This is a genomic window from Pseudomonas sp. TAE6080 (assembly GCF_018732265.1).
GTDB lineage: Bacteria > Pseudomonadota > Gammaproteobacteria > Pseudomonadales > Pseudomonadaceae > Aquipseudomonas > Aquipseudomonas brenneri.
In genome coordinates this window covers 23,419-42,899 of record NZ_JAHIDY010000035.1, presented here as the reverse complement: position 1 = coordinate 42,899, position 19,481 = coordinate 23,419, and the positions used below count along the sequence as shown (strand labels likewise).

Here is a 19,481-nt window from a genome sequence, read left to right as displayed (position 1 = left end):
GTATATAAATCGTTAATACCAAGTTGAGCGTTGCGATAAAGAGTGCCGAGGACTGTTATAGCCACAACGGACGCATGTATTGCCCGCCGAAGAACGGGCGAACTTGCGAAACCAACAAAGGCTGTACCAGGTGCTAAGGAACTCATCATGAAAACTCAAGTCGTGTTGTGGAAAGCAAGTACTGCATTGGCCCTTATCCTGGCGATGAGCCTGGGTGGCTGCAGCAGTGGTGGTGGCGGTCACAAGAGCAGCGTTGCATCCTCCTCCCCTGATGCTGGCGCCGGGACCGGTGGTGGTACGGGTGGTGGTGACGGTGGCGGAACCGGCGGTGGCACAGGTGGTGGTGACGGCGGCGGTACTGGCGGTGGCACAGGTGGCGGTACTGACGGTGGCACAGGTGGCGGAACCGGCGGCGGTACTGGCGGTGGCACAGGTGGCGGAACCGGCGGCGGCACAGGTGGCGGCACCGGCTCAACCACCAGCCCCTTGGTAACCGGTCAAATCGCAGCCAACCTGGGCGACACCCTCGGCAACGTAGGCACAGCTATCGGTGGCATCGGCACAACCGTGGGCGGCGTTCCCGTCGTCGGCACTACAGCCGGTGGCTTGGTGACCAGCGTCGGCACGGCGGTAGGCAGCGTCAGCGATGGCTTGACGGATGGCCTGGGTTCCCTGGGTACTAACAGCAACTCCCTGGGCATTACCGTGGCCGGTGTGGGCAACGCTGTCGCCGATCTGGGCGGTGGTGTTTCGACCACCGGCAAATCGTTGTCCACCACCTTGGGTGGCATCCCCGTCGTCGGCGGCCTTACCGGTGGTGTCGGCGGTACTGTCGGAGGCGTAGTAGACAAGGTGGGCCAGGCCGTCACCATGCTCGGCGACACCTTGAGCACTGCCAGCACCACGGGTCCCCTGGGATCGGTCACCAACACCCTGGGCGGCAAAGTACTGGTGCCGGTGGTCTCGCTGGTTGAAAACACCACGGGCAATCTCGGTAAAGCCACCGGCCTGGGTGCCCCGGTCAATGGCCTGCTGGATAAAGTCGGCTCAACCGTCACCGGCCTGAGTGGCCAAGTGTCTGGTGCTGGTGGTACTGGCAACCCTGTCACTGGCATCGTGGGCAGTGTGCTCGGCGGTGTAGGTGCAGTAGCAGGTACTTCCGGTGGCCTGGTTTCGCCTTCTGCCGGGACTGGCAGTGGCAGCGCCCCGGCATCCGGCCTGCCTGAACTGGTAGGTGGCCTGGTGGCCAACGTCGGCAACGGGCTGAATGCTGGCAACACCAACGGCACCGTCAGTGCGGGTGGTGTGGCAGGCGGTGCACTGGGTAACACAGTGGCTTCGCTTGGCACAGTGATCGGTGGCAACGGCGTCGCCAACACAGCGGCCACCGCACCGGTTGCAGGCCTGGCCAGCAATGTGGGCGCCGCGCTGAACCCTGTGACTTCGGGTGTCAGCAGCCTGACCCAAAATATCGGTACCACCACCGGCATCGGTGCACCGGTCAACGGCCTGGTGACTCAAGTAGGCGGGGCCGTCAGCAGTATCGGCACCAGCATCACGGCCACCAATGCCAACCCCATCACCAATACCCTGGGGCAAACCGTCAACACAGTCGGTGGGGTTGTCACCTCGCTGGGCGGCGCAGTCACCGGCGGCACGGGTACCACGGGCGGTCTGCTCGGCAACTTGAACATCGGCGCCACCGCCACTGGCAGCACCAGCGGCACCGTAGGCGTCGGCGGTCTGCTCAACGGCCTGACCGGTAAATAAGAGAATTGCACCTGGCCCATTAGACGGCCTCCCCTACAGCGCCTACGCTTGGTTGAGACGAGAGACTCCAATGGATCTCTCGTCTTTTTTATTGGCTGTCAGTCGGCCAGTGAAAGCCCCCGAACCGCGCCCCAGAGCCCGGCGGAAACCAGCGAAATGCTGCTGCAGTTTTGACCATGGAGTGTCCTATGCGCGTTTTGACGCCGTTGTTATTGCTCACCCTCAGCGCTTACGTCCACGCCGAGACCCTACCCAGCTTCCTCAACAGCAACGACACCATCCGCAACCTCCCCGTGCCCAACCTGCCGGCCGACGCCTACCGCCCGGTGACCCCACAGACCCAACTGCCGCAGACCCCGGCCGCACAAGCCCAACCGTTGCTGATGGACACCAAGGTCACCATCCGCAAGCTGCAGATCGACGGCGGCACGGTGTACCCGCTCCAGGAGGTCGCCCAGGTGTTCGAGCCGTTGATTGGCCACGAAACCAACCTCGCGCAACTGATCGAAGCCACCCGCAGCATCACCCGACGTTATCAACAGGATGGTTACCTGTTGTCCTACGCCTTCCTGCCCGACCAGCGCTTCGAACAGGGCCTGGTGCGCGTGGTGTTGGTCGAGGGTTATATCAAGGACTACCAGGTGCAAGGCGACATTGGCTCGGTCTCGGCCTACGTCGACAAACTGGCACAAAAGCTCCTGGCCGAACGCCCACTGACCCGCAAGACCTTCGAACGCTACACCACGTTGATGGGGCGTATTCCCGGCGTCACCCTGCAAGCGCAGGTACCGCCACCGGGCACCACCGATGGTGCCGCGCATATGAATATCCAGGCCAGCCGCAAGCCGTTTACCAGCAGCATGAGCATGACCGACGACAGTCGCGGCGGCCTGCAAGCCTTGATCGCCGGCACCAGCAATTCCCACACCTCGATGGGCGAACAAGTGAGCCTCAGCGGGCTGTTCCCGCCGGGGGAGGACAAAGAGCATTACTACCGCCTCGACTACAGCCAGTTCATCAATGCCGAAGGCACGCAACTGAGCCTGTATGGCGCGCGCTATCGCAGCGACCCGAGCACCCACATCCGCCTGGACGGCGGCTTCTCGCTCAAGCCGCATCGGGAGAACGACCGCTTCTCCATCGGCCTGAGCCATCCGCTGATCGCCTCGCCCAGCGAGTCGCTGACCCTGGGTACACGCTTCTACGGGGTAAACGACAAGACCCGCTATCAACTGGTCGGTTACCCGCAACGCTTCGATGTGGAAACCGACCTGCGGGCGCTGGCCTTCGAAGGGGATTGGCGTAAAGCCGACAACCGCCAACTGCGCATCCTCAGTGCCGGCCTGTACCAAGGTATCGACGGCCTGGGTGCCAATACGCGCAGTGACCTGGAAGGAATAAAGTCGGACCTGGACTTCTTCCGCCTGCGCCTGTCCGGGGTGCAGAGCAACAAGTTCTTCGACAACTGGCAAGGCGTTCTTTCGGCGGCGCTGTACTGGAGCGACGACACCCTGCCCGACAGCGAACGTGCGGTATTCGGCGGGCAGAACTTCGGGCGCGGTTATCCCGATGACCAGGGCTCGGGTGACAAGGGCTGGGGCGTGGCCTACGAGGTCAACTACAGCTACAACCGGGCGGGAGACTGGGTCAGGATCGTGCAGCCTTACATCGTGCTCGACCGTGCCAAGGCCTGGTTCAACAACCTGCCGGTGAAGGGCAACGATATGTCTTCTGCGGCCGTCGGCCTGCGTTTTGGCGATGCCAAGTATTACAACATTGCGTTGGAGGCGGCCAAGCCGATGTCGGATATGGCGTTGGACAGTTTTAACCGGCGGCCGCGGTATACGTTGAGTTTTAGCTATCAACTGTAGGGGGACTTGGATTTTTTGAGGGGGGAGCCTAAGACCAAGCGCGCTCCCTTTGTAGGAGCGAGCTTGCTCGCGATGGTCGTTAACGGTGACGTTGGGTATCTGACACTCTGCGGCGCTCTAACTGACGCCATCGCGAGCCACCCCGCTCCCACAGGTAAGCAGCTTCGCACTTTGGTTTTATTGCCCTGCTTTTGATCTTGGGCGCCCCGTTAACTCAGGTCAGAGCATCCCCCACCTTGCCAAAGAACGTAGTGATCTGCGGCCCCAGCAACTTCCCGGCCGCCAGCACCACCAACGCAATCACCACAATCAAAATCACATATTCGATAGCCGTCGCACCCTCCCGCCGGCGCAAGAACAGCATCGACCACGCACAAATCCTCATCAGCAAGGCAAGCAACATAGAATATCTCCTCAACTGGGCGCTACGGACTGGCCAACTGCTCCCTACGCCCTGGGAAACAGAGTGTTTAGAGTCTCGATCAATCGATTCAGGTAGATGGGTTTGCGAAACAGGTCCAAAACCTGCAACCGCAACATGTCACTGACATCATCCATTTCAGCATGGCCGGACATGACAATCACGGGCAAATGCTGGCGTGAGGTGTGCTCACGCAAGCGCTTGATCAGGGAAATACCGCTTTCCTCAGGCATGCGCAGGTCAGTGATGACCAGCCCGATATCAGGATGCAGGGTCAGTTCCTGCAACGCATCCGTGACGGAGGTGGCGCAGAAACAAACGAAGCCCTCGTTTTCCAGCGACTCCGCCAGTTCTACGAGGGCATCTTCTTCGTCATCCACCAGCAGGATCTGCTGGCGGCTCGCAACAACGGCATTCATGAGCAATACCTTGCGAAACAATCACTGATGGGTTTGCTCAAAGCACTGCTACCAATCAGGTCAGGGCTGCCCCGACTTTAGCGAACATGGCCGCGATCTGAGGCCCAAGCAATTTCCCCGCTGCCAGCACGACAAGGGCAATAACGGCCACGAGGATCACATACTCAATCGCTGTGGCGCCTTCCTTGCAGTGAAAGAACAGTTGGAGTTGGACGTAGAGCTTCATCATGAAGGTAAGGAACATATGACTTCTCCTTTGCGCTTACGTGCGCAGATCTCGCAGTGCTGCACGGTGATTGCTGCGTGCCACTAGAGCATTGTCAACAAACCCCACCTCAACAACTGTAAGAACTGATTAATCACAAAGTATTAGTCGTAAAACTGGCGCCATAAACCCGTGTTTTCAGGGCGCATGTCGATAGTTCCAAAATAAATCATGGTCGGTAATGGCATTTTGTCCTAGCTCGGCTACCTTCAAATAACGAAATCGTTAGATGTTCATAGCTGCCTGGTTGCGAAATCAACTCGTTGGGAAAGACGGGCGCGTAGTGCAACAGGAAAGGGAGAGCCTTCATGAACAGTCGTGTCAGCATGATCTTGGCCGGGTTGTTATTAATCGGCGCGCTGTTCGCGGGCTATTGGGGACTGGTGCTGAGTCGTCCGCCTGAGCCGGCTGCCGAGCCTGCGCCATCTGGCGTTTCTGTGGAAAAAACCGTCGCCGCCGTCGAAGACCAGACCCGCCAATCGGTAGTGGTCCTGGCCCATGATGTGCCTCCGTATGTTGCCCTCACCGCTACTGACCTGACCCTGGAAAGACTGCGCACCGCACCCGCCGGTAGTTTGACCAGCCTCGACCAGGCCATCGGCCGCACCCCCTTGAGAGCCCTGAGTGCCGGCACCTGGCTGGATGATGCAAGCTTCAATGCCGGTGGCCCGCTGGCCCGCATGATTCGCCCTGACGAGCGCGCCCTGGCAGTGGCCGTCGATGAGGTCATCGGCGCGGCTGGCCAGTTGAGCCCAGGTGATTATGTGGATGTGCTGCTGTTCCTGCGCTCGGAAGGCGCTAACCCTGAACCCACGTCCCAGATCATCGTGCCGGCCCTGCGCCTGCTCAGCGTGGGCGATAACCTCGGCCCGACCAACGATGGCAAGCCCGCCGTGGCGCCGCCCACCACCGATGAAGAAAAAGCCCGTCAGGTACAACGCCAGGCAAACCCGCCACGCACCGTGGTGTTGGCGGTGCCGGAACAGTTGATGAGCCGCCTGATGCTGGCCACCAGCGTCGGCGCCTTGCGCCTGGCCGTACGCAGTGCCGATGAACAGTTGCTGAGCCAGTACTGGGCCGGGGATAACGAGGCGTCGGCCAATCTGCAAAGCGCCAATCGCGATCTGTACCAGTTCACCCAGCTCGCCATGGTCGCTGCGCCGAAAAGAGTCGCCCAGGCCGGGGCCGCCAACGAATCCAGGCGCTCCGGCATCGAGGTCATACGCGGTAACCAAGCGACCCAACAAAATCCCTGATTGAACAAGGATGCCTTGAATGCGCCAACGTTTAGCACCTGTGTTCACTCAAATGGCCTGGGCACTGATGCTGTCCAGCCTGCCTGTCGGCCTGGCGTTTGCGGCCTCGGACAGTTGCAGCAACCTGGGCGCCCTGCCGGCTGTGGTCGAGGTTGGAGAAGGCTTGCAGCAAACCCTGCAATCACCGGTGGCAATTACCCGGTTGGCCATTGGCGATCCGAAAATCGCCGATGTGCACCTCAACGGTGATCGCAGCTTCCTGCTCACCGGCGTTGCTTCTGGTGCCACCAGCCTGATGGTCTGGACCCGCTGTTCCAGCGCCCCGCGCCAGAGCATGGTGTTCGTCAAGGGCAAGGCCAGTTCAAGCCTGACCAGTCTGGCCCTGTCGCCCTCCGACGACCCGTCCCTGCCCAGCCAGGTGCAGACCGATATCCGCTTTGTCGAAGTCAGCCGCACCAAGCTCAAGGAGGCCAGCACATCGATCTTTGGCGGCACTGGCAACTTCCTGTTCGGCAGCCCGCGCACTGCGGGCATGAGCCTGCCGCTGGACAACAACACCTTTAACATCGGCATCGGCGGCGGGCGGTTTTCGGCGCTGATCAATGCCCTGGAGCGCAGCGGCTTTGCCTACACCCTGGCGCGTCCGAGCCTGGTCGCCATGAGCGGCCATAGTGCGACCTTCCTCGCCGGCGGCGAAGTGCCGATCCCAGTGCCCAGTACCGGCAGCGACACGATTTCCATCGAGTACAAAGAGTTCGGCATCCGCCTGACATTGACCCCCACCGTGATCGACCGCACGCGGATTTCCCTCAAGGTGGCACCGGAAGTCAGCGAACTGGATTACGCCAACGCCTTGCAGGTAGAAGGCATCCAGGTGCCGGCCCTGACCGTGCGCCGCACCGACACCACGGTGTCTTTGGCCGATGGCGAGAGTTTTGTGATCAGCGGCCTGATCAGTAATAACAACCGTTCCACCATCAGCAAGTTTCCAGGCCTGGGCGATATCCCGATCCTCGGCGCGTTTTTCCGCGACAGCAACGTCAGCCGCGAGGAAAAAGAGCTGCTGATGATCGTCACCCCGCACTTGGTCCAGCCCCTGGCCGCCAACGCACGCCTGCCGTCCCTGCCCGGGGAAAAACTGCGCAACTACGACCCCAACTGGTATCGCCTGTACTTCCTGGAAAACGGCAACTTCGACCGACGCACAGGACTTTCCCAATGAGCGATAGCCTGAGCCAGACGTTCCTGGCAATCACCCGCAACACCACCGACCTGGAATGGCTGCAAGGTGCCCTCGCGCCCCTGGGCCAAGTGGTCAGTGCCGGTGGTGGCAGCCTCGACGAACTGTTGGCCCTGGTGGACGTGACCTTCGCCAACCTGGTGTTCGTCGGCCTGGACCGCGAGCATGTGGTGGCCCAGAGCGCCTTGATCGAGGGCGCCCTGGAAGCCAAGCCGATGCTGGCTATCGTCGCCCTCGGTGACGGCATGGACAATCAACTGGTGCTCAACGCCATGCGTGCCGGCGCGCGGGATTTTGTCGCCTACGGTTCACGCTCCAGCGAAGTCGCCGGCCTGGTGCGACGCCTGAGCAAGCGCCTGCCCCCGGTCGCTCACAACGCACACCTGGGCGGCCTCACTGTGCTGTATGGCACCCAGGGCAATGCCGACGGTGCCCTGCTCGCCAGCCACCTGGCGATGGTGGTGCAAAAGAGCGGTCAACAGACCTTGCTGCTGGACCTGGGCCTGCCCCGAGGTGACAGCCTGGCGCTGCTGGGCCTGGAAAGCTCATTCAACTTTGGCGATGCCCTGCGCCACCTGCGCCGCCTGGACACCACCCTGATCAACAGCGCGTTCACCGCCACCGACGGTGGCCTGCGCATCCTCGCCTATACCGAAAGCGACGAGCCGCTGGAAATGACCAGCGCCGCCGAGCTGTACATGTTGCTCAGTGCCCTGCGCCAACACTTCCAGCACATCGTGGTGAACCTCACCGGCCAGCGCGACAGCGAAGCCTTGCGCACGTTTGTCAGCCATTGCGACAAGCTCTTGTGGTGTACCGACCAGAACGTCCTCGACTGCCGGCGCAACCTGGCAGTCCTCAATCAGTGGCGGGAAAAAGGCATGAAGCTTGATCATGCCAAGCTGCTGGTGGACCGTTACCTCAAAGGTGCCGCGCCGGATAAAGAGGCGTTGGAAAATAGCTTCGGCCTGGAAGCCATCGCGGTTTTGCCGTTCAGTCCCGAGGTGCGCCTGAACGCCAAGAACCAGGGGCAAACCTTATTCAGCCTGGCCCCCCGGGAGCCCCTGACGCAGAACCTGAAAGCCTTGGGCGAACGCCTGGCCAAGCGTACCGAGGGCCTGGAAAAACCCTCCACCCGCTGGTTCGAACGGCTGCTGGGGACCACCAAATGAGCGGCGAAAAACTCTTCGGCGCCCCCGCTCGCGGGCTCAATAACACCGTGGACCACGACGGCCTGAAACTGGTGCTGCACCGCTACATCATCGATGCCATCGAAGAGTCGGGGAAAAACCTGCTGGAAGGCTCACGCCAATCCCTGGCGCAATTTGTCATCGACAAGGTGTCCGAATACATCACGCGCATGCACCTGGCGATTTCCCGCTATGAAATGGAGCGCCTGGCCGAAGAAATCGTTGATGAACTGACCGGCTTCGGGCCGCTGGAAGTGCTGCTGCGCGACCCCTCGGTGACCGAGATTCTGGTCAACGGCCCGCACCGGGTATTTGTCGAGCGCGACGGCCTGTTGCACCAGAGCGATCTGCGCTTTATCGACGCCCATCATGTGGAGCGCGTCATGCAACGTATCCTCGCGCCACTGGGCCGGCGCCTGGATGAGTCGTCACCAATGGTCGATGCCCGGCTGCCCGACGGCAGCCGGGTCAACGCGATCATCCCGCCGATTGCCCTGGACGGTCCGTGCCTGTCGATTCGAAAATTTCGCAAGGACATGCTCAAGAGCAGCGACCTGGTGGCGATGCAGACCATCGACCAATCGATCTTCGAGTTTTTCCAGGAGGCCGTGGGCAAGCGCTGCAACATCCTGATCAGCGGCGGTACCGGCACCGGCAAGACCACTCTGCTGAACATCCTCAGCCAGTTGATCAACCCCCACGAGCGCCTGGTGACCATCGAAGACGTGGCCGAGCTGCAACTGGGCCACCCCCACGTCGTACGCCTGGAAACCCGCCCGCCGAATGCCGAGGGCCACGGTGAAGTGAAGGCCAGCGACCTGATCCGCAACGCCCTGCGGATGCGCCCGGACCGCATCATCCTCGGCGAGATCCGTGGCGTGGAAGTGCTGGATGTGATGACCGCGATGAACACCGGCCACGACGGTTCCATGAGCACCGTGCACGCCAACAATGCCCAGGACGCCCTGTTGCGCCTGGAAACCCTGGTAGGCCTGACCGGTCGTGTGGTGGCGGAAAAGACCCTGCGCCAGATGATCTGCGCGGCACTGGATGTGGTGATCCAGTTGACCCGCCTGCCCGATGGCCGACGCTGTGTCAGTGAAGTGGTGGAAGTGGTGGGGGTGCGCGACGACGTGTATGTCACCAACACCTTGTTCCGGCATGACCGGCGTACCGGCTTTGGCTTCCTGCGCGAGGCCCTCAACCCGGCGGGTGACAAGCTGCGCCGCGAATCAGCCCTGTCGCTATAGGAGCGTCACCATGACCGGCGCCATCCTGATGTTCAGCTGCGTGATCCTGATTGGCGTGTCGGTACACCTGTTCCTCAGTGGCCTGCGCCAGGCGGAAACCGATCGGGTCCTGGAACGGCTCGCCGAAGGGCAGCCGCTGCTGGCCGAAGAGCGTGGCCGCTGGGTCGGCCTGGAGCGTATGTTCCTGCGCGCGGGCCTGGGCAAGCCCACCAACAGCCTGGGCCTGTGGGTGACCTGCTGGGTGCTGGGCGCGGTGCTGGGCTTTCTGGTGTGGAGCTGGCTCGGGTTGGCCGCAATGGTAGTGCTGCCGCCCTTGATACTGCGGCTGTACATCGCCTGGCGCTATCGGCGGCGGGTGAAGCGGATGGTCGAGCAACTGCCACAAGTCCTCGATCATACGGTGCGCAGCCTGAAGTCCGGACGCACCCTGGCCGACGCCTTGCTGGGGGCCATCGACAGCACCGAGGAACCCTTGAAGCCCGCCATGGGCCGCATCCAGCGCAACGTGCAATTGGGGGTCAGCCTGCCCGAGGCCGCCAGTGACTTCGCCGAATTCTACGAACAGGACGAGTTCCGCATGCTCGCCCTGGGGCTCAAGGTCAACCACCGCTACGGTGGCAACGCCAGTGACTTGCTGGAGAACCTGATCAAGGTCATCCGCGAACGGGAACAAGGCGCCCGGCAATTGCGCGCCATGACCGGCGAGACGCGCGTCACCGCCTTTGTGCTGGCCGGCATGCCGATTGCGATGGTGGGCTATTTCATGATGATCAATCCCGGCTACCTGCTGACCATGTGGAACGACGACAGCGGCCGCTACATGCTGCTGGCCGCGCTCACCATGCAGGTGCTGGGCTGCCTGACGATGTGGCGCATGTTGCGGAGTATTTGAGATGGTCCTGCTGATCAGTGCCCTGCTGTTTCTTGCTGCACTCGTGTTGATCGCCGGCCAGCTCATGGCCCAGCGCCGTCGCCAGCGCCTGGTCAACCAGCGCCTGCAAGGCCAATTGGTGCGTGGCGACCGATTCGGTACCCTGCTCAGCCAATTTGGCAGCAGCCAGTTGGCCCAGCGCTCAGTGAGCATGGATAACGAAACGCAGATCCTGCTCAACCGTGTGGGCTGGCGCAAAACCAATCAACGCTCGATCTTCGCCGCCTGCCAGATTGGCGTGCCGCTGGTGCTGGCAGGCGTGATCCTGATAGGCGAGGAAGTGATTTTCCCCGGTGTCGACTCCCCGTGGATCGCACCCCTGCTCGGCCTGGGCCTGGGCTACCTGATCCCCAAGCGCATCCTCGCCAGTGCGGCCAAGGCCCGGCAACAACAGATCTCCCGCGAGGTGTCGACCTTCATCCCACTGCTGCGCATTTTGTTCGAGTCGGGCATGGCGGTAGAACAATCCCTGCGCGTGCTCAGCGTTGAAGCGCAGCGCCTGTTGCCCGCGCTGACCCAGGAACTGCGGTTGATCCTGTCCCGGGTCGACTCGGGCCTGGAACTGAGTGAGGAGTTGGGCAAGACCGCCAGGCTGCTGGCCGTGGACGAGTTCACCGACACCTGCATCATTTTGCAGCAACTGATCCAACAGGGCGGCGGCGCCATGAAGTCTCTGCTGGCCCTCAAGCAACTGCTCGATGACCGCCGCCTCACCCGTTTGCAGGAATTCATCTCGAAGATGTCGGCCAAGATGTCGGTGGTGATGATGGTTTTCCTGTTTCCCGCTTTATTGATTGTGCTGGGGGGGCCGGCATTCATTGCGATCTCCCGGGCCCTGAGCAGTTTTTGAGGAGCGCTCGATGAAAGCACTGATTGCAGGCCTTAGCCTGCTGATGCTCGGCGGCTGTGCCAGCAACGGCCAGACACCGTGGTCGGCGCTCATGTCGCCTGGCGCCTGCGCCAAGCCCAGTTCCGAACAGGAGCTGTCGTTGAACCTGGCTGACGACATGGCCAATGAAGGAAAAATGCACGCCAGCCTGGCCAACCTGCAAAGCCTGCCGGAGTCTTTGCCGCAGGTGCGCCAGCGCAAGGCCAAGGTCTACCGCCTGCTCGGGCGCAGTGAGGCGCAACCGCTGTACCGCAGCCTTCTGGGCACCTGCATGGCGGCCGAGGGTGAACACGGCCTGGGGCAACTGGCAGCGGCCCGGGGCGACAACACGCAGGCCTTGACCCATATGCAACGCGCGGCGCAACTGGCGCCCACCGATGAGAAAATCCGCAATGACCTGGGCGTGGTCTACCTCAACCAACGCCGCCTGGAAGATGCACGTTTTGAGTTCATGACGGCCATGGAGCTCAAGCAGAGCGACCAACTGGCCGCCGTCAATCTGGTGACCTTGTTGATCTACCAGGACAACTGGGCACAGGCCGCGCAATTGGCCAGCCAGGTGGGCCTGAGCCCCGAGCAGGTCACCGAGGCCCAGGCCCGGGCCGAGAAACTCAAGGCTGCCGGCGCGCCAGTTGCCAAGGATCAGGTCGCGGCGGCCAGCGATACACCGCCCGTACTAATCAAGTAAGCGCTTGAAGGAGCCGACGATGAAACTCCATTACCTCGCCAGCCTGACGCTGCTGGCCCTGCCCCTGACGGTACTGGCCATCGAGCCAGGCCCCTCGTCCAAAGCCCAGCAGGAAACCGAGCATTGGCTGGGGCTGCAAGTCAGCGGGCAAGCCGCTTCACCCACGGTGCAACAGGCAACGTTCGCCGAACGCGAACTGGCGCTGCAGCGTTTGCTGGAAAGCAAGAAATTCGCGATCCCCGAAAAGTTCGGCGATGACAGCGCAGGCGGGGGCTCGGGTGGCAGCAAATAAACCACGCGCCCCAGCAGATATACCTCAACTCAAACTGTAGGAGCGAGCTTGCTCGCGAAAAACTTACAGGCGCCGCATTCATTCAGTAAGCACGCGTTATCGTTGACGTTTTTCGCGAGCAAGCTCGCTCCTACAGAAGGCGATGACCGCTTAACTGACTGGCATTAGGGCAAACCCGCTCCCACATGGCTATATGCAAACCATCAGTGCGCCGTCACCCGCTGGCGCAATGCCGAGCTGCTCGGCGACAGCGCCAACGCCAGTTGGGTGCGGTTATGCATATGGGTCAGCCGCAACACTTGGGACACGTACAGCTTGACCGTGTTCTCGGTGATGCCCAGCTCGCAGGCAATCTGGTAGTTGGTCTGGCCCTTGCCCACCAACCTGGCGACGTCCAGTTGCCGCGGTGACAACTGATTGAAGATCGCCGGCACCTCCAGGCGCTCGGCCTCCTCGCTTGCCCCTTCGCCATCGGCTGGCGGTGCCGGGCCGCGACGGACCTTGTCCAGGTCCTGGTACAAGTCGTCGATGGACTCGGAAAGGTATTGCAGCTTCTGGTTCAAATTCCCCAGATGCAGATTCTTGTGGCGCTCTTCCAGCGCAGCTTCCTGACGCTGCAACCCTTCCAGCAACTCATTGAGGTTGATGGGCTTCTGGTAGTAATCGGAGATACCCACGCGCAAGGCCTTGATCACGTCCTGCTTGTCGGCCCGGCCGGTCAACATGATGGCTTCGAATGCACGCTGCTTGCCGGCGATTTTTTGCAGGGCCTGCACCAACTCGATACCGTCCATGTCGGGCATATGCAGGTCACACAGCACCAGGCCGATCTGCGGGTCCTCGCTGAAGCGTTGCACCGCCTGCTGGCTGGAGCCACAAGGGACACAGCGATAACCGCTGCTTTCGAGAAATTCGCAAAGCTCTTCCACGATCAGCGGCTGATCATCGACCACGAGCACTTTTACTGCAGACGTAAGCTTGTTCACGCGCTACTCCATGCCTGGCAAGCCAAAGATTGACCTATCCGTTCCGAAGAACTTTCCTACTTGCTTGTGTAAATAAACTTAGACGTACTTTCCGACTATGTACATAGCGATATAGAGCATCCACGACTAATGGAGCCACAGCCAGGCCAGGGTGAAACCCACTAACAGAAACGGCGCAAAGGGCAGCTTCCTTGACGGGTCCACCACCAGATAACCCAGGCGCGCTCTAACACCTTGACTGGCAAGTGGTAACAGCCGCGGCCCATAGATCAGCCAGGCGACATTCGCCACGCCGGCACCGATCAGCGACCACAACAGGTAGGTCGAATTCGACGCCAGCGCCAACGCCGCGAGCAGCTTCACATCACCCGCGCCCAGGCGCCCGAGGGCATAGCCGGGCAGCGTCAACAGCAGCGCCAGGAAGAAGGCCCACACCCCTTCAGCCCTGGAGGTCCCCAGCCATGTCGAGCCGCTCCACATCAGGTAAAGCAGCGCCAGCAGCACGGCGCCCAGGGTCAGGCGATTGGCAATCTGCCGCTGGCGAACGTCCTGCACCGCACACACCACCAACCAGACAAAAACCACGAGGCCTTGGATCACGTAAAAACCGTCCCTTTTTGCTGATTGATTCTATGCTGATATCAGGTAGTAGCAGTCAGGGTAGTCGCAGTGATGAAAACCAGCCTCCCTAGAAAGCAAAAAGGTGCCGTCGCCATCGAGTTTGCGGCGGTGTTCGTGATTTTTTTTGCCGTGTTCTATGCCATGGTCAGCTACAGCCTGCCGCTGTTGCTGTTGCAGTCGTTCAACCAGGCCACGGCCGAGGCCGTGCGCCGCAGCGTGGCGCTGGACCCCAGCACCCCCAACTACAATGCGGCGCTCATACTGCGAGCGACCCAGACCGTGCAAAGCCAATTGCAGTGGATTCCCGCCACCTTCCAGTTTCAGGCGGGCCATATCAACCCGACCTACACCGCCGGGGTGCTGACCGTCGAAATCAACTACCCCTCGGCTAATCTCAAGAATGTCCTGCCGTTTATTGTGCTGCCGGGCATTGGCACCGTGCCCAGGCTACCAACGACGCTGCATGCCCAGTCGAGCCTGCAATTTTGACCTCCGGTGACAAAATCTTCGGCAGGCTGCTCGGCCGCAGCAGCGCCCAGGCCCTGCAAGTCCCAGCCAGCCAGCCTACCCCCGGCCTGCACCTGCGCCTGGACCAGCAAGGCCATGTGCTGCAGATCAGCCGTGCGCTGCGCCCGCAACTGGCCCATCACCTTAGCGCCCAGCCCCAACCGCTGTTGCGCGACCTGCTGTGCCTGCCTGGCGCACTGAGTATCGAAGGCACGCCCGTCGACTGGCAGCGCAATAGCCTGGACCTGGATTTCCAAGGTGCCGCCGACACGATCCTGCATACCCGTGGCTGGGTCGAACCCGATGGCGATGGCTGGATCCTGCGCCTGCTGGATATCAGCGACCTGCTGCAAGGCCGGCAGTTGGCCCAGCAGCGCGAACAGAACCATCAACTTGCCAGCCAGATGAGCGAGCAACTGCGCGTCTGCAGCCTGACGCGCCTGCCGCAAGTGTTCAACGATCACCTGCGCAGCCTCGCCCAGCGCTGGCGCATCCCTTGCGTGGCCATGGTCCTGCTGGACCAGCAGGATCAGGACTGGCTGGTCTACAGCAGTCACAGCGCCCATGACGCGCCGCAACTGTGGACGCCGGGGCAACGCCTCGGCACCTGCCTGGACAGTCTCAACGGCAACACCCCATTAAGCCTCAAACACCTCCAGGGCCGCAGTGAGCATCCACGCCTGTACAGCGTGTTTGGCAATGCCGAGGGCCTGCTGGTGCCCTATCGCGATAGCCAGGGGGTCGCCGCCTGGTTGCTGTGCGGGTTCTACAGCGGCCACCCCGACATCAACGAGCGTGACTGGCTGAACCTCGCCGCCGCCCTCGCCGCCCCCTTGCTCAGCCGCCTGCGCGAGCAGCGTCATCACCAGCAGTTGGAGCGCGTGGAAGCCTTGCAGGGCCTGCTCGGCACCGGCTGGTGGGAATTGCTGACCAGCGGTGAAGAGATCCTGCTGGCGCCACAACTGATGCGCAGCCTGAGCCCGGAAGATGCGCCGACCAGGCAAGCCCTGGGCAACTGGCTGGAGTTGATTCACCCCGCCGACCGCCAGGAGCTCAATAGCCGCCTGCAAGACCTGCAAACCCTGGGTAAGCCGTTGCTGACCAGCGTGCGCCTGCTGCGTACCGACGCCAAGCAGAACCCCATCTGGTACCGCGTGCAGGGCCAAGTGCTGGGCGCCGGCGACCAGCGGCGTTGGATCGGTTTCATGCTCGATATCAGCGACATCAAGAACCAACAACTGCAGGCCGCTGCCGCCCATGCGCGCCTGGATAACCTGATCGCCAGCTCCCCGGCGGTGATCTACGTGCAGCGCTACGTCAACGGCGCGCTACACCCGGCGTTCTTCAGCGACAGCCTGCTGCCGCTGCTGGGCTGGACCCTGGCCGAATGCACCCACGACACCTCCGTGGAATGGGTACACCCCGACGACCGCGACGTGTACTTCGAACGCACCCGGCAACTGCTGCGTGAAGGCAGCGTGCGCAGCCGCTACCGGGTGCGTGATCGCCAGGGCAATTACCACTGGCTGCTGGACGAAGCCAAGCTGCTGCGCGACGACCTCGGTTTGCCGGTGGAAGCCGTCGGCCTGTGGCTGGACGTCACCGAAGCGACCCTGGCCGCGCAACAGATCAAGGAAAGCGAGGAGCGCTACCGGATCCTCGTGGAAGACTCGCCGGCGATGATCTGCCGTTATCGCCCGGACCTGACCCTGACTTTCGGCAACACGCCCCTGGCCAACTACCTGGAATGCACGCCCGCACAGTTACCGGGGATCAACCTGGGCGAATGGCTGTCGGCCGAGCAACGCAACGCCTTTGTAAAACGCATCAGCCAGTTGAGCCCGGAATTTCCCGTCAGCACCGCCGAAATCAGCCTGCAACTGCCAGGGCGCGAACATGCGTGGTGGGTCTGGTCCGACCGTGGCGTGTTCGACGAGCACGGCCAGTTGCAGGAAATCCAGGCCGTGGGCCGCGACAACACCGAAGTGCGTCGCTCCCAGCAGCAACTGACCCAAAGCGCGAAAATGGCCACCCTCGGCGAAATGGCCACTGGCCTTGCCCATGAGATCAACCAGCCGCTGAACGTGATGCGCATGGCCATCGTCAATGTGCTCAAGCGCCTGGGCAACGGCGACGTGCAGATCGACTACCTGACGGAAAAACTCCAGCGCATCGACGCCCAGGTCCAGCGCGCGGCCAGGGTGGTGGACCATATGCGCGTGTTCGGCCGCCGCTCGGAGGTCGAGCAACAACCTTTCGACCCGGCCCAGGCGGTGGAAGGTACTCAGTCATTGCTGGGCGAAGGCCTGCGCGGCAAAGGCGTGGACCTGCGCATCACCCCCATGGACTTCAATGTGCAGGTCAACGGTCATGTCGACCAATTGGAACAGGTACTAATCAACCTGGTGGTCAACGCCCGCGATGCCCTCATAGCCCGGCATGAAAAAAACCACGACTTCCAACCCTGGATCGCGCTGTACAGCGAACACGACAGCCGCCATGTACGGATCTGGATTGAAGATAACGGCGGCGGGATCGATGCACGGCTGCTGGAACGGATTTTCGAACCGTTCTTTACCACCAAGCCCATCGGTGTTGGTACCGGGCTGGGGTTGTCGGTGAGCTACGGCATTGTGGAAAACATGGGCGGACGGTTGAGCGTCGTCAACAGTGAGCATGGGGCGCGGTTTTGTGTGGAGTTGCCGGTGGTGGGTGGGGGTTAGATGACGAGGTAGGCGCGGCCAGAGTGACAGCTCAAGTTGGCGCCTACGTCGACTTTGTTCAGGTCGACGCCTAAGGCCAGTAACAAGGTGTTTATCAGCGAGTCTAGCAGTGGCGAAAGTGTGGCTTTGATCGTACTGATCAGCAAGGAAGTGACGCTATTGAGCGTGGTTCCAAGACCACCAATAAGATTGCCTAACAAATTTTCGTTTCCAGGCTGTGGACCGTACATATTTAAAACAAGACCCGCTGCGGTTCCCTTGGCAGGGTCCGTGAGCCCGCTAACGATATTGCTAGTGGTGTAAGCGTAATAAACCGGTGGCTGCGAAATTTCCGGCAAATTAGGCGACAGGTAGGTATGGGCAAGGTTTTGACTCCCACCGACATCGATATTGGCAGATAACCCAATACCACCTCCTACGGAGGGGACACGGCCGTAACATTCGTTAAATATTAAAAAGCGGCGGCAAGACTCGGTACCTATATCAACGACTTTCAACGGTTTCACAACAACCGTCGGCGGACTTTGACTGCTGCCGAAGATGCTGGACATGTTATCAATCTGACCCAGTTTCAGATTGACCAGTGAAGTATTGGTACTGGTTGTCAGGCTTTTATTCGTAGGACTTACGCAACTGTAAGCTGTCACCCAGCTACTAGCACTGGCAGCCTCCACTACTATATCCACGCCAATAGGTGGAGGCGAAGATAGAACCTGAGGTGAGGGAGATGTGCAAAGCGCCCCCAAACTACACGTTAACGCGTTGATCGCGCCCACGATATTAAGGTGCAGCAATGCTTCAACTGTACTTGCCAACGGCCCCGCCAGCCCCGCCACCCCGTTCACCAAATCCACAACCGTATTCAAGACGGGTAAGTTGACCGAGAGCAAAACACGTAATTGCGCCGTACGCACATAGATACGATTCGGACCTGTTTCAGGGTTATGCCCTGGCGCTACAGCCTTGGCTGGATTGCCGACAGCAGATAACTGAGGCGGCTGCAAAACCTGAACCGTTGCAGTAATCAGCGCCACGCCAGGCAGGTCGATCGGGACACTGGCCAGTAAGCCGTTTTTCTTGTTAGCCAGTTGCACAAAACCTTCGATCAGATCAAACACACGCATGTTAACTGCCAGAGACGCCACATCAGTGCCACTCGCGATTTTCAGAATATCGCCCAATACCACTTGAGTACTACCCGCCGCCGCCTTGAGAGCTTTCAAGCCAACAATCGTCACATCCGCCGTTAACGTGTTGGTGGGGTCCAATACATTAATTGCACTTTGAATTAGCTGGCCTACACCGAGGGTATTACCAAGAACCTCTGTATAGCCAACCGCCGTCAAGCCTAAGTCTAGCTTTAGCCGGTCCAGATAATTCAGCAGAGAGATGTTGGTATTAATCAAACCATTCCACCCAGCCACCGAGAGGTTCAATCCACCGCCCAATAACCCGCCGAACAAAGCGTTGAGAACGGAGGCCTTTTTGTCGGTGTCAACAACCACTGCGGTGCTGCGGATTGTGAGTGCGGCCACTGGAGTCGCCAATGCCGCCACCGCCGTCGCAGTCAATGTCGTACTGGCGTTGTACGTCCCGCTGAACAACCTCCACACCCCATTGGCAATACCCGTGGAGACAGTACGGCTCGCCACCACACGAATGGCATCATTCTTGGTGGCATCGACAGTAAAGACGCGGGTATTAGCCGCATTGGTCAACAACGTCCCACAGCTCACCGCCAGCGCGCGGCTGTTGTCGTTGGCGACGACGGTGAAGCCATTGCGGGTGGCGTTTTGCTTGGCGTAATCGACGGCGGTGGTGCTGCCTGAACACTGCCCGCCGCGATTGGCGGCTTCGAGGGCGGCGGTGTCGGCAACGGCCTGTAGCTTGCGTTTTTCCAGGTACAGGCGGCCGCTATCGACCACCAGCAACAGAAACACCAGGGCCAACGCCAAGGTCCCGGCGAACACCAGACCGATTGCGCCACGTTGGCCAGAACGAAGTCGGGGAGACATCGAGCACTCCTTTGCCGGCGAACTGCCGAGCGCTTACTCTCCTGTAGTGAACAGCAGTGTAGACAAGGCTTGGAAGGTGCGCTGGCAAGTCGCCATATTTGGCGACTGACGGAACCTGTGGGAGCTGGCTTGCCTGCGATGCGGGCG

The 19,481-nt window shown here is 61.0% G+C and carries 18 protein-coding genes; 12 read left to right on the top strand and 6 right to left on the bottom strand.

Annotated features, from left to right (window positions below):
* Positions 1-147: 147 nt before the first annotated feature.
* Positions 148-1,770 (top strand): collagen-like triple helix repeat-containing protein, encoded by a 1,623-nt coding sequence (locus KL786_RS22665; RefSeq protein ID WP_215519025.1) that lies wholly within the window; start codon positions 148-150, stop codon positions 1,768-1,770.
* A 188-nt stretch (positions 1,771-1,958) separates the two neighbouring features.
* Positions 1,959-3,641 carry a ShlB/FhaC/HecB family hemolysin secretion/activation protein gene (locus tag KL786_RS22660; protein ID WP_215519024.1) on the top strand — a complete coding sequence of 561 codons (1,683 nt, stop codon included), beginning with the start codon at positions 1,959-1,961 and terminating at the stop codon, positions 3,639-3,641.
* A 214-nt stretch (positions 3,642-3,855) separates the two neighbouring features.
* On the opposite strand, the gene KL786_RS22655 is transcribed toward KL786_RS22660, so the two are convergent.
* From KL786_RS22655 to KL786_RS22645, 3 genes are read right to left on the bottom strand one after another with little or no spacing between them, the layout of a single operon-like run.
* Positions 3,856-4,044, bottom strand: a complete 189-nt coding sequence (locus KL786_RS22655; protein WP_032859783.1) for a Flp family type IVb pilin — start codon at positions 4,042-4,044, stop codon at positions 3,856-3,858.
* A gap of 44 nt (positions 4,045-4,088) precedes the next feature.
* Positions 4,089-4,481 (bottom strand): response regulator, encoded by a 393-nt coding sequence (locus tag KL786_RS22650; protein ID WP_215519023.1) that lies wholly within the window; start codon positions 4,479-4,481, stop codon positions 4,089-4,091.
* 55 nt (positions 4,482-4,536) lie between these two features.
* The gene (locus KL786_RS22645; RefSeq protein ID WP_215519022.1) at positions 4,537-4,725 is read right to left on the bottom strand and encodes a Flp family type IVb pilin; all 189 of its coding nucleotides are present in this window, start codon (positions 4,723-4,725) and stop codon (positions 4,537-4,539) included.
* Between the two features lie 329 nt (positions 4,726-5,054).
* On the opposite strand from KL786_RS22645, the gene cpaB reads away from it, so the two are divergent.
* The 8 genes from cpaB to KL786_RS22605 are packed head-to-tail and all read left to right on the top strand — an operon-like array spanning position 5,055 to position 12,482.
* Positions 5,055-6,002 (top strand): Flp pilus assembly protein CpaB, encoded by a 948-nt coding sequence (gene cpaB, locus KL786_RS22640; RefSeq protein WP_215519021.1) that lies wholly within the window; start codon positions 5,055-5,057, stop codon positions 6,000-6,002.
* Positions 6,003-6,021: 19 nt separating this feature from the next.
* On the top strand, positions 6,022-7,224 hold the full coding sequence (locus KL786_RS22635; RefSeq protein ID WP_215519020.1) for a type II and III secretion system protein family protein: 1,203 nt from the start codon (positions 6,022-6,024) through the stop codon (positions 7,222-7,224).
* Entirely contained in the window at positions 7,221-8,414 is a 1,194-nt protein-coding gene (locus KL786_RS22630) for a CpaE/TadZ family protein (protein WP_215519019.1), read from the top strand. The genes KL786_RS22635 and KL786_RS22630 overlap by 4 nt, the downstream gene beginning before the upstream one ends.
* Positions 8,411-9,682, top strand: a complete 1,272-nt coding sequence (locus KL786_RS22625) for a TadA family conjugal transfer-associated ATPase (RefSeq protein WP_215519018.1) — start codon at positions 8,411-8,413, stop codon at positions 9,680-9,682. The genes KL786_RS22630 and KL786_RS22625 overlap by 4 nt, the downstream gene beginning before the upstream one ends.
* A gap of 10 nt (positions 9,683-9,692) precedes the next feature.
* Positions 9,693-10,574: a type II secretion system F family protein gene (locus KL786_RS22620; protein ID WP_215519017.1), complete on the top strand. Its 882-nt coding sequence runs from the start codon at positions 9,693-9,695 to the stop codon at positions 10,572-10,574.
* A gap of 1 nt (position 10,575) precedes the next feature.
* The gene (locus KL786_RS22615; protein ID WP_215519016.1) at positions 10,576-11,463 is read left to right on the top strand and encodes a type II secretion system F family protein; all 888 of its coding nucleotides are present in this window, start codon (positions 10,576-10,578) and stop codon (positions 11,461-11,463) included.
* A gap of 10 nt (positions 11,464-11,473) precedes the next feature.
* A complete protein-coding gene (locus tag KL786_RS22610) occupies positions 11,474-12,190 on the top strand; it encodes a tetratricopeptide repeat protein (protein WP_215519015.1) in 717 nt (238 codons plus the stop codon).
* A gap of 19 nt (positions 12,191-12,209) precedes the next feature.
* Positions 12,210-12,482, top strand: coding sequence for a DUF3613 domain-containing protein (locus tag KL786_RS22605; RefSeq protein WP_215519014.1), 273 nt, complete (start codon positions 12,210-12,212; stop codon positions 12,480-12,482).
* 203 nt (positions 12,483-12,685) lie between these two features.
* On the opposite strand, the gene KL786_RS22600 is transcribed toward KL786_RS22605, so the two are convergent.
* Both KL786_RS22600 and KL786_RS22595 read right to left on the bottom strand, forming a co-directional pair.
* Positions 12,686-13,468, bottom strand: coding sequence for a response regulator transcription factor (locus KL786_RS22600; protein WP_215519013.1), 783 nt, complete (start codon positions 13,466-13,468; stop codon positions 12,686-12,688).
* Between the two features lie 126 nt (positions 13,469-13,594).
* Complete coding sequence (locus tag KL786_RS22595) at positions 13,595-14,068, bottom strand: prepilin peptidase (protein WP_032859798.1); 474 nt, start codon at positions 14,066-14,068, stop codon at positions 13,595-13,597.
* A 72-nt stretch (positions 14,069-14,140) separates the two neighbouring features.
* Here KL786_RS22595 and KL786_RS22590 point away from each other — a divergent pair, with 72 nt between their 5' ends.
* Together KL786_RS22590 and KL786_RS22585 are read left to right on the top strand one after the other, a co-directional pair.
* A complete protein-coding gene (locus KL786_RS22590) occupies positions 14,141-14,578 on the top strand; it encodes a TadE/TadG family type IV pilus assembly protein (RefSeq protein WP_032859799.1) in 438 nt (145 codons plus the stop codon).
* Positions 14,575-17,319 (top strand): PAS domain-containing sensor histidine kinase, encoded by a 2,745-nt coding sequence (locus KL786_RS22585; protein ID WP_215519012.1) that lies wholly within the window; start codon positions 14,575-14,577, stop codon positions 17,317-17,319. The genes KL786_RS22590 and KL786_RS22585 overlap by 4 nt, the downstream gene beginning before the upstream one ends.
* On the opposite strand, the gene KL786_RS22580 is transcribed toward KL786_RS22585, so the two are convergent.
* On the bottom strand, positions 17,316-19,334 hold the full coding sequence (locus tag KL786_RS22580) for a pilus assembly protein TadG-related protein (protein WP_215519011.1): 2,019 nt from the start codon (positions 19,332-19,334) through the stop codon (positions 17,316-17,318). The genes KL786_RS22585 and KL786_RS22580 overlap by 4 nt on opposite strands.
* Positions 19,335-19,481: the final 147 nt, after the last annotated feature.

Coding starts and splice junctions, on each gene's coding strand:
- KL786_RS22665 (WP_215519025.1), top strand. CDS start 148: ATGAAAACTCAAGTCGTGTTGTGGAAAGCAAGTACTGCATTGGCCCTT.
- KL786_RS22660 (WP_215519024.1), top strand. CDS start 1,959: ATGCGCGTTTTGACGCCGTTGTTATTGCTCACCCTCAGCGCTTACGTC.
- KL786_RS22655 (WP_032859783.1), bottom strand. CDS start 4,044: ATGTTGCTTGCCTTGCTGATGAGGATTTGTGCGTGGTCGATGCTGTTC.
- KL786_RS22650 (WP_215519023.1), bottom strand. CDS start 4,481: ATGAATGCCGTTGTTGCGAGCCGCCAGCAGATCCTGCTGGTGGATGAC.
- KL786_RS22645 (WP_215519022.1), bottom strand. CDS start 4,725: ATGTTCCTTACCTTCATGATGAAGCTCTACGTCCAACTCCAACTGTTC.
- cpaB (WP_215519021.1), top strand. CDS start 5,055: ATGAACAGTCGTGTCAGCATGATCTTGGCCGGGTTGTTATTAATCGGC.
- KL786_RS22635 (WP_215519020.1), top strand. CDS start 6,022: ATGCGCCAACGTTTAGCACCTGTGTTCACTCAAATGGCCTGGGCACTG.
- KL786_RS22630 (WP_215519019.1), top strand. CDS start 7,221: ATGAGCGATAGCCTGAGCCAGACGTTCCTGGCAATCACCCGCAACACC.
- KL786_RS22625 (WP_215519018.1), top strand. CDS start 8,411: ATGAGCGGCGAAAAACTCTTCGGCGCCCCCGCTCGCGGGCTCAATAAC.
- KL786_RS22620 (WP_215519017.1), top strand. CDS start 9,693: ATGACCGGCGCCATCCTGATGTTCAGCTGCGTGATCCTGATTGGCGTG.
- KL786_RS22615 (WP_215519016.1), top strand. CDS start 10,576: ATGGTCCTGCTGATCAGTGCCCTGCTGTTTCTTGCTGCACTCGTGTTG.
- KL786_RS22610 (WP_215519015.1), top strand. CDS start 11,474: ATGAAAGCACTGATTGCAGGCCTTAGCCTGCTGATGCTCGGCGGCTGT.
- KL786_RS22605 (WP_215519014.1), top strand. CDS start 12,210: ATGAAACTCCATTACCTCGCCAGCCTGACGCTGCTGGCCCTGCCCCTG.
- KL786_RS22590 (WP_032859799.1), top strand. CDS start 14,141: ATGAAAACCAGCCTCCCTAGAAAGCAAAAAGGTGCCGTCGCCATCGAG.
- KL786_RS22580 (WP_215519011.1), bottom strand. CDS start 19,334: ATGTCTCCCCGACTTCGTTCTGGCCAACGTGGCGCAATCGGTCTGGTG.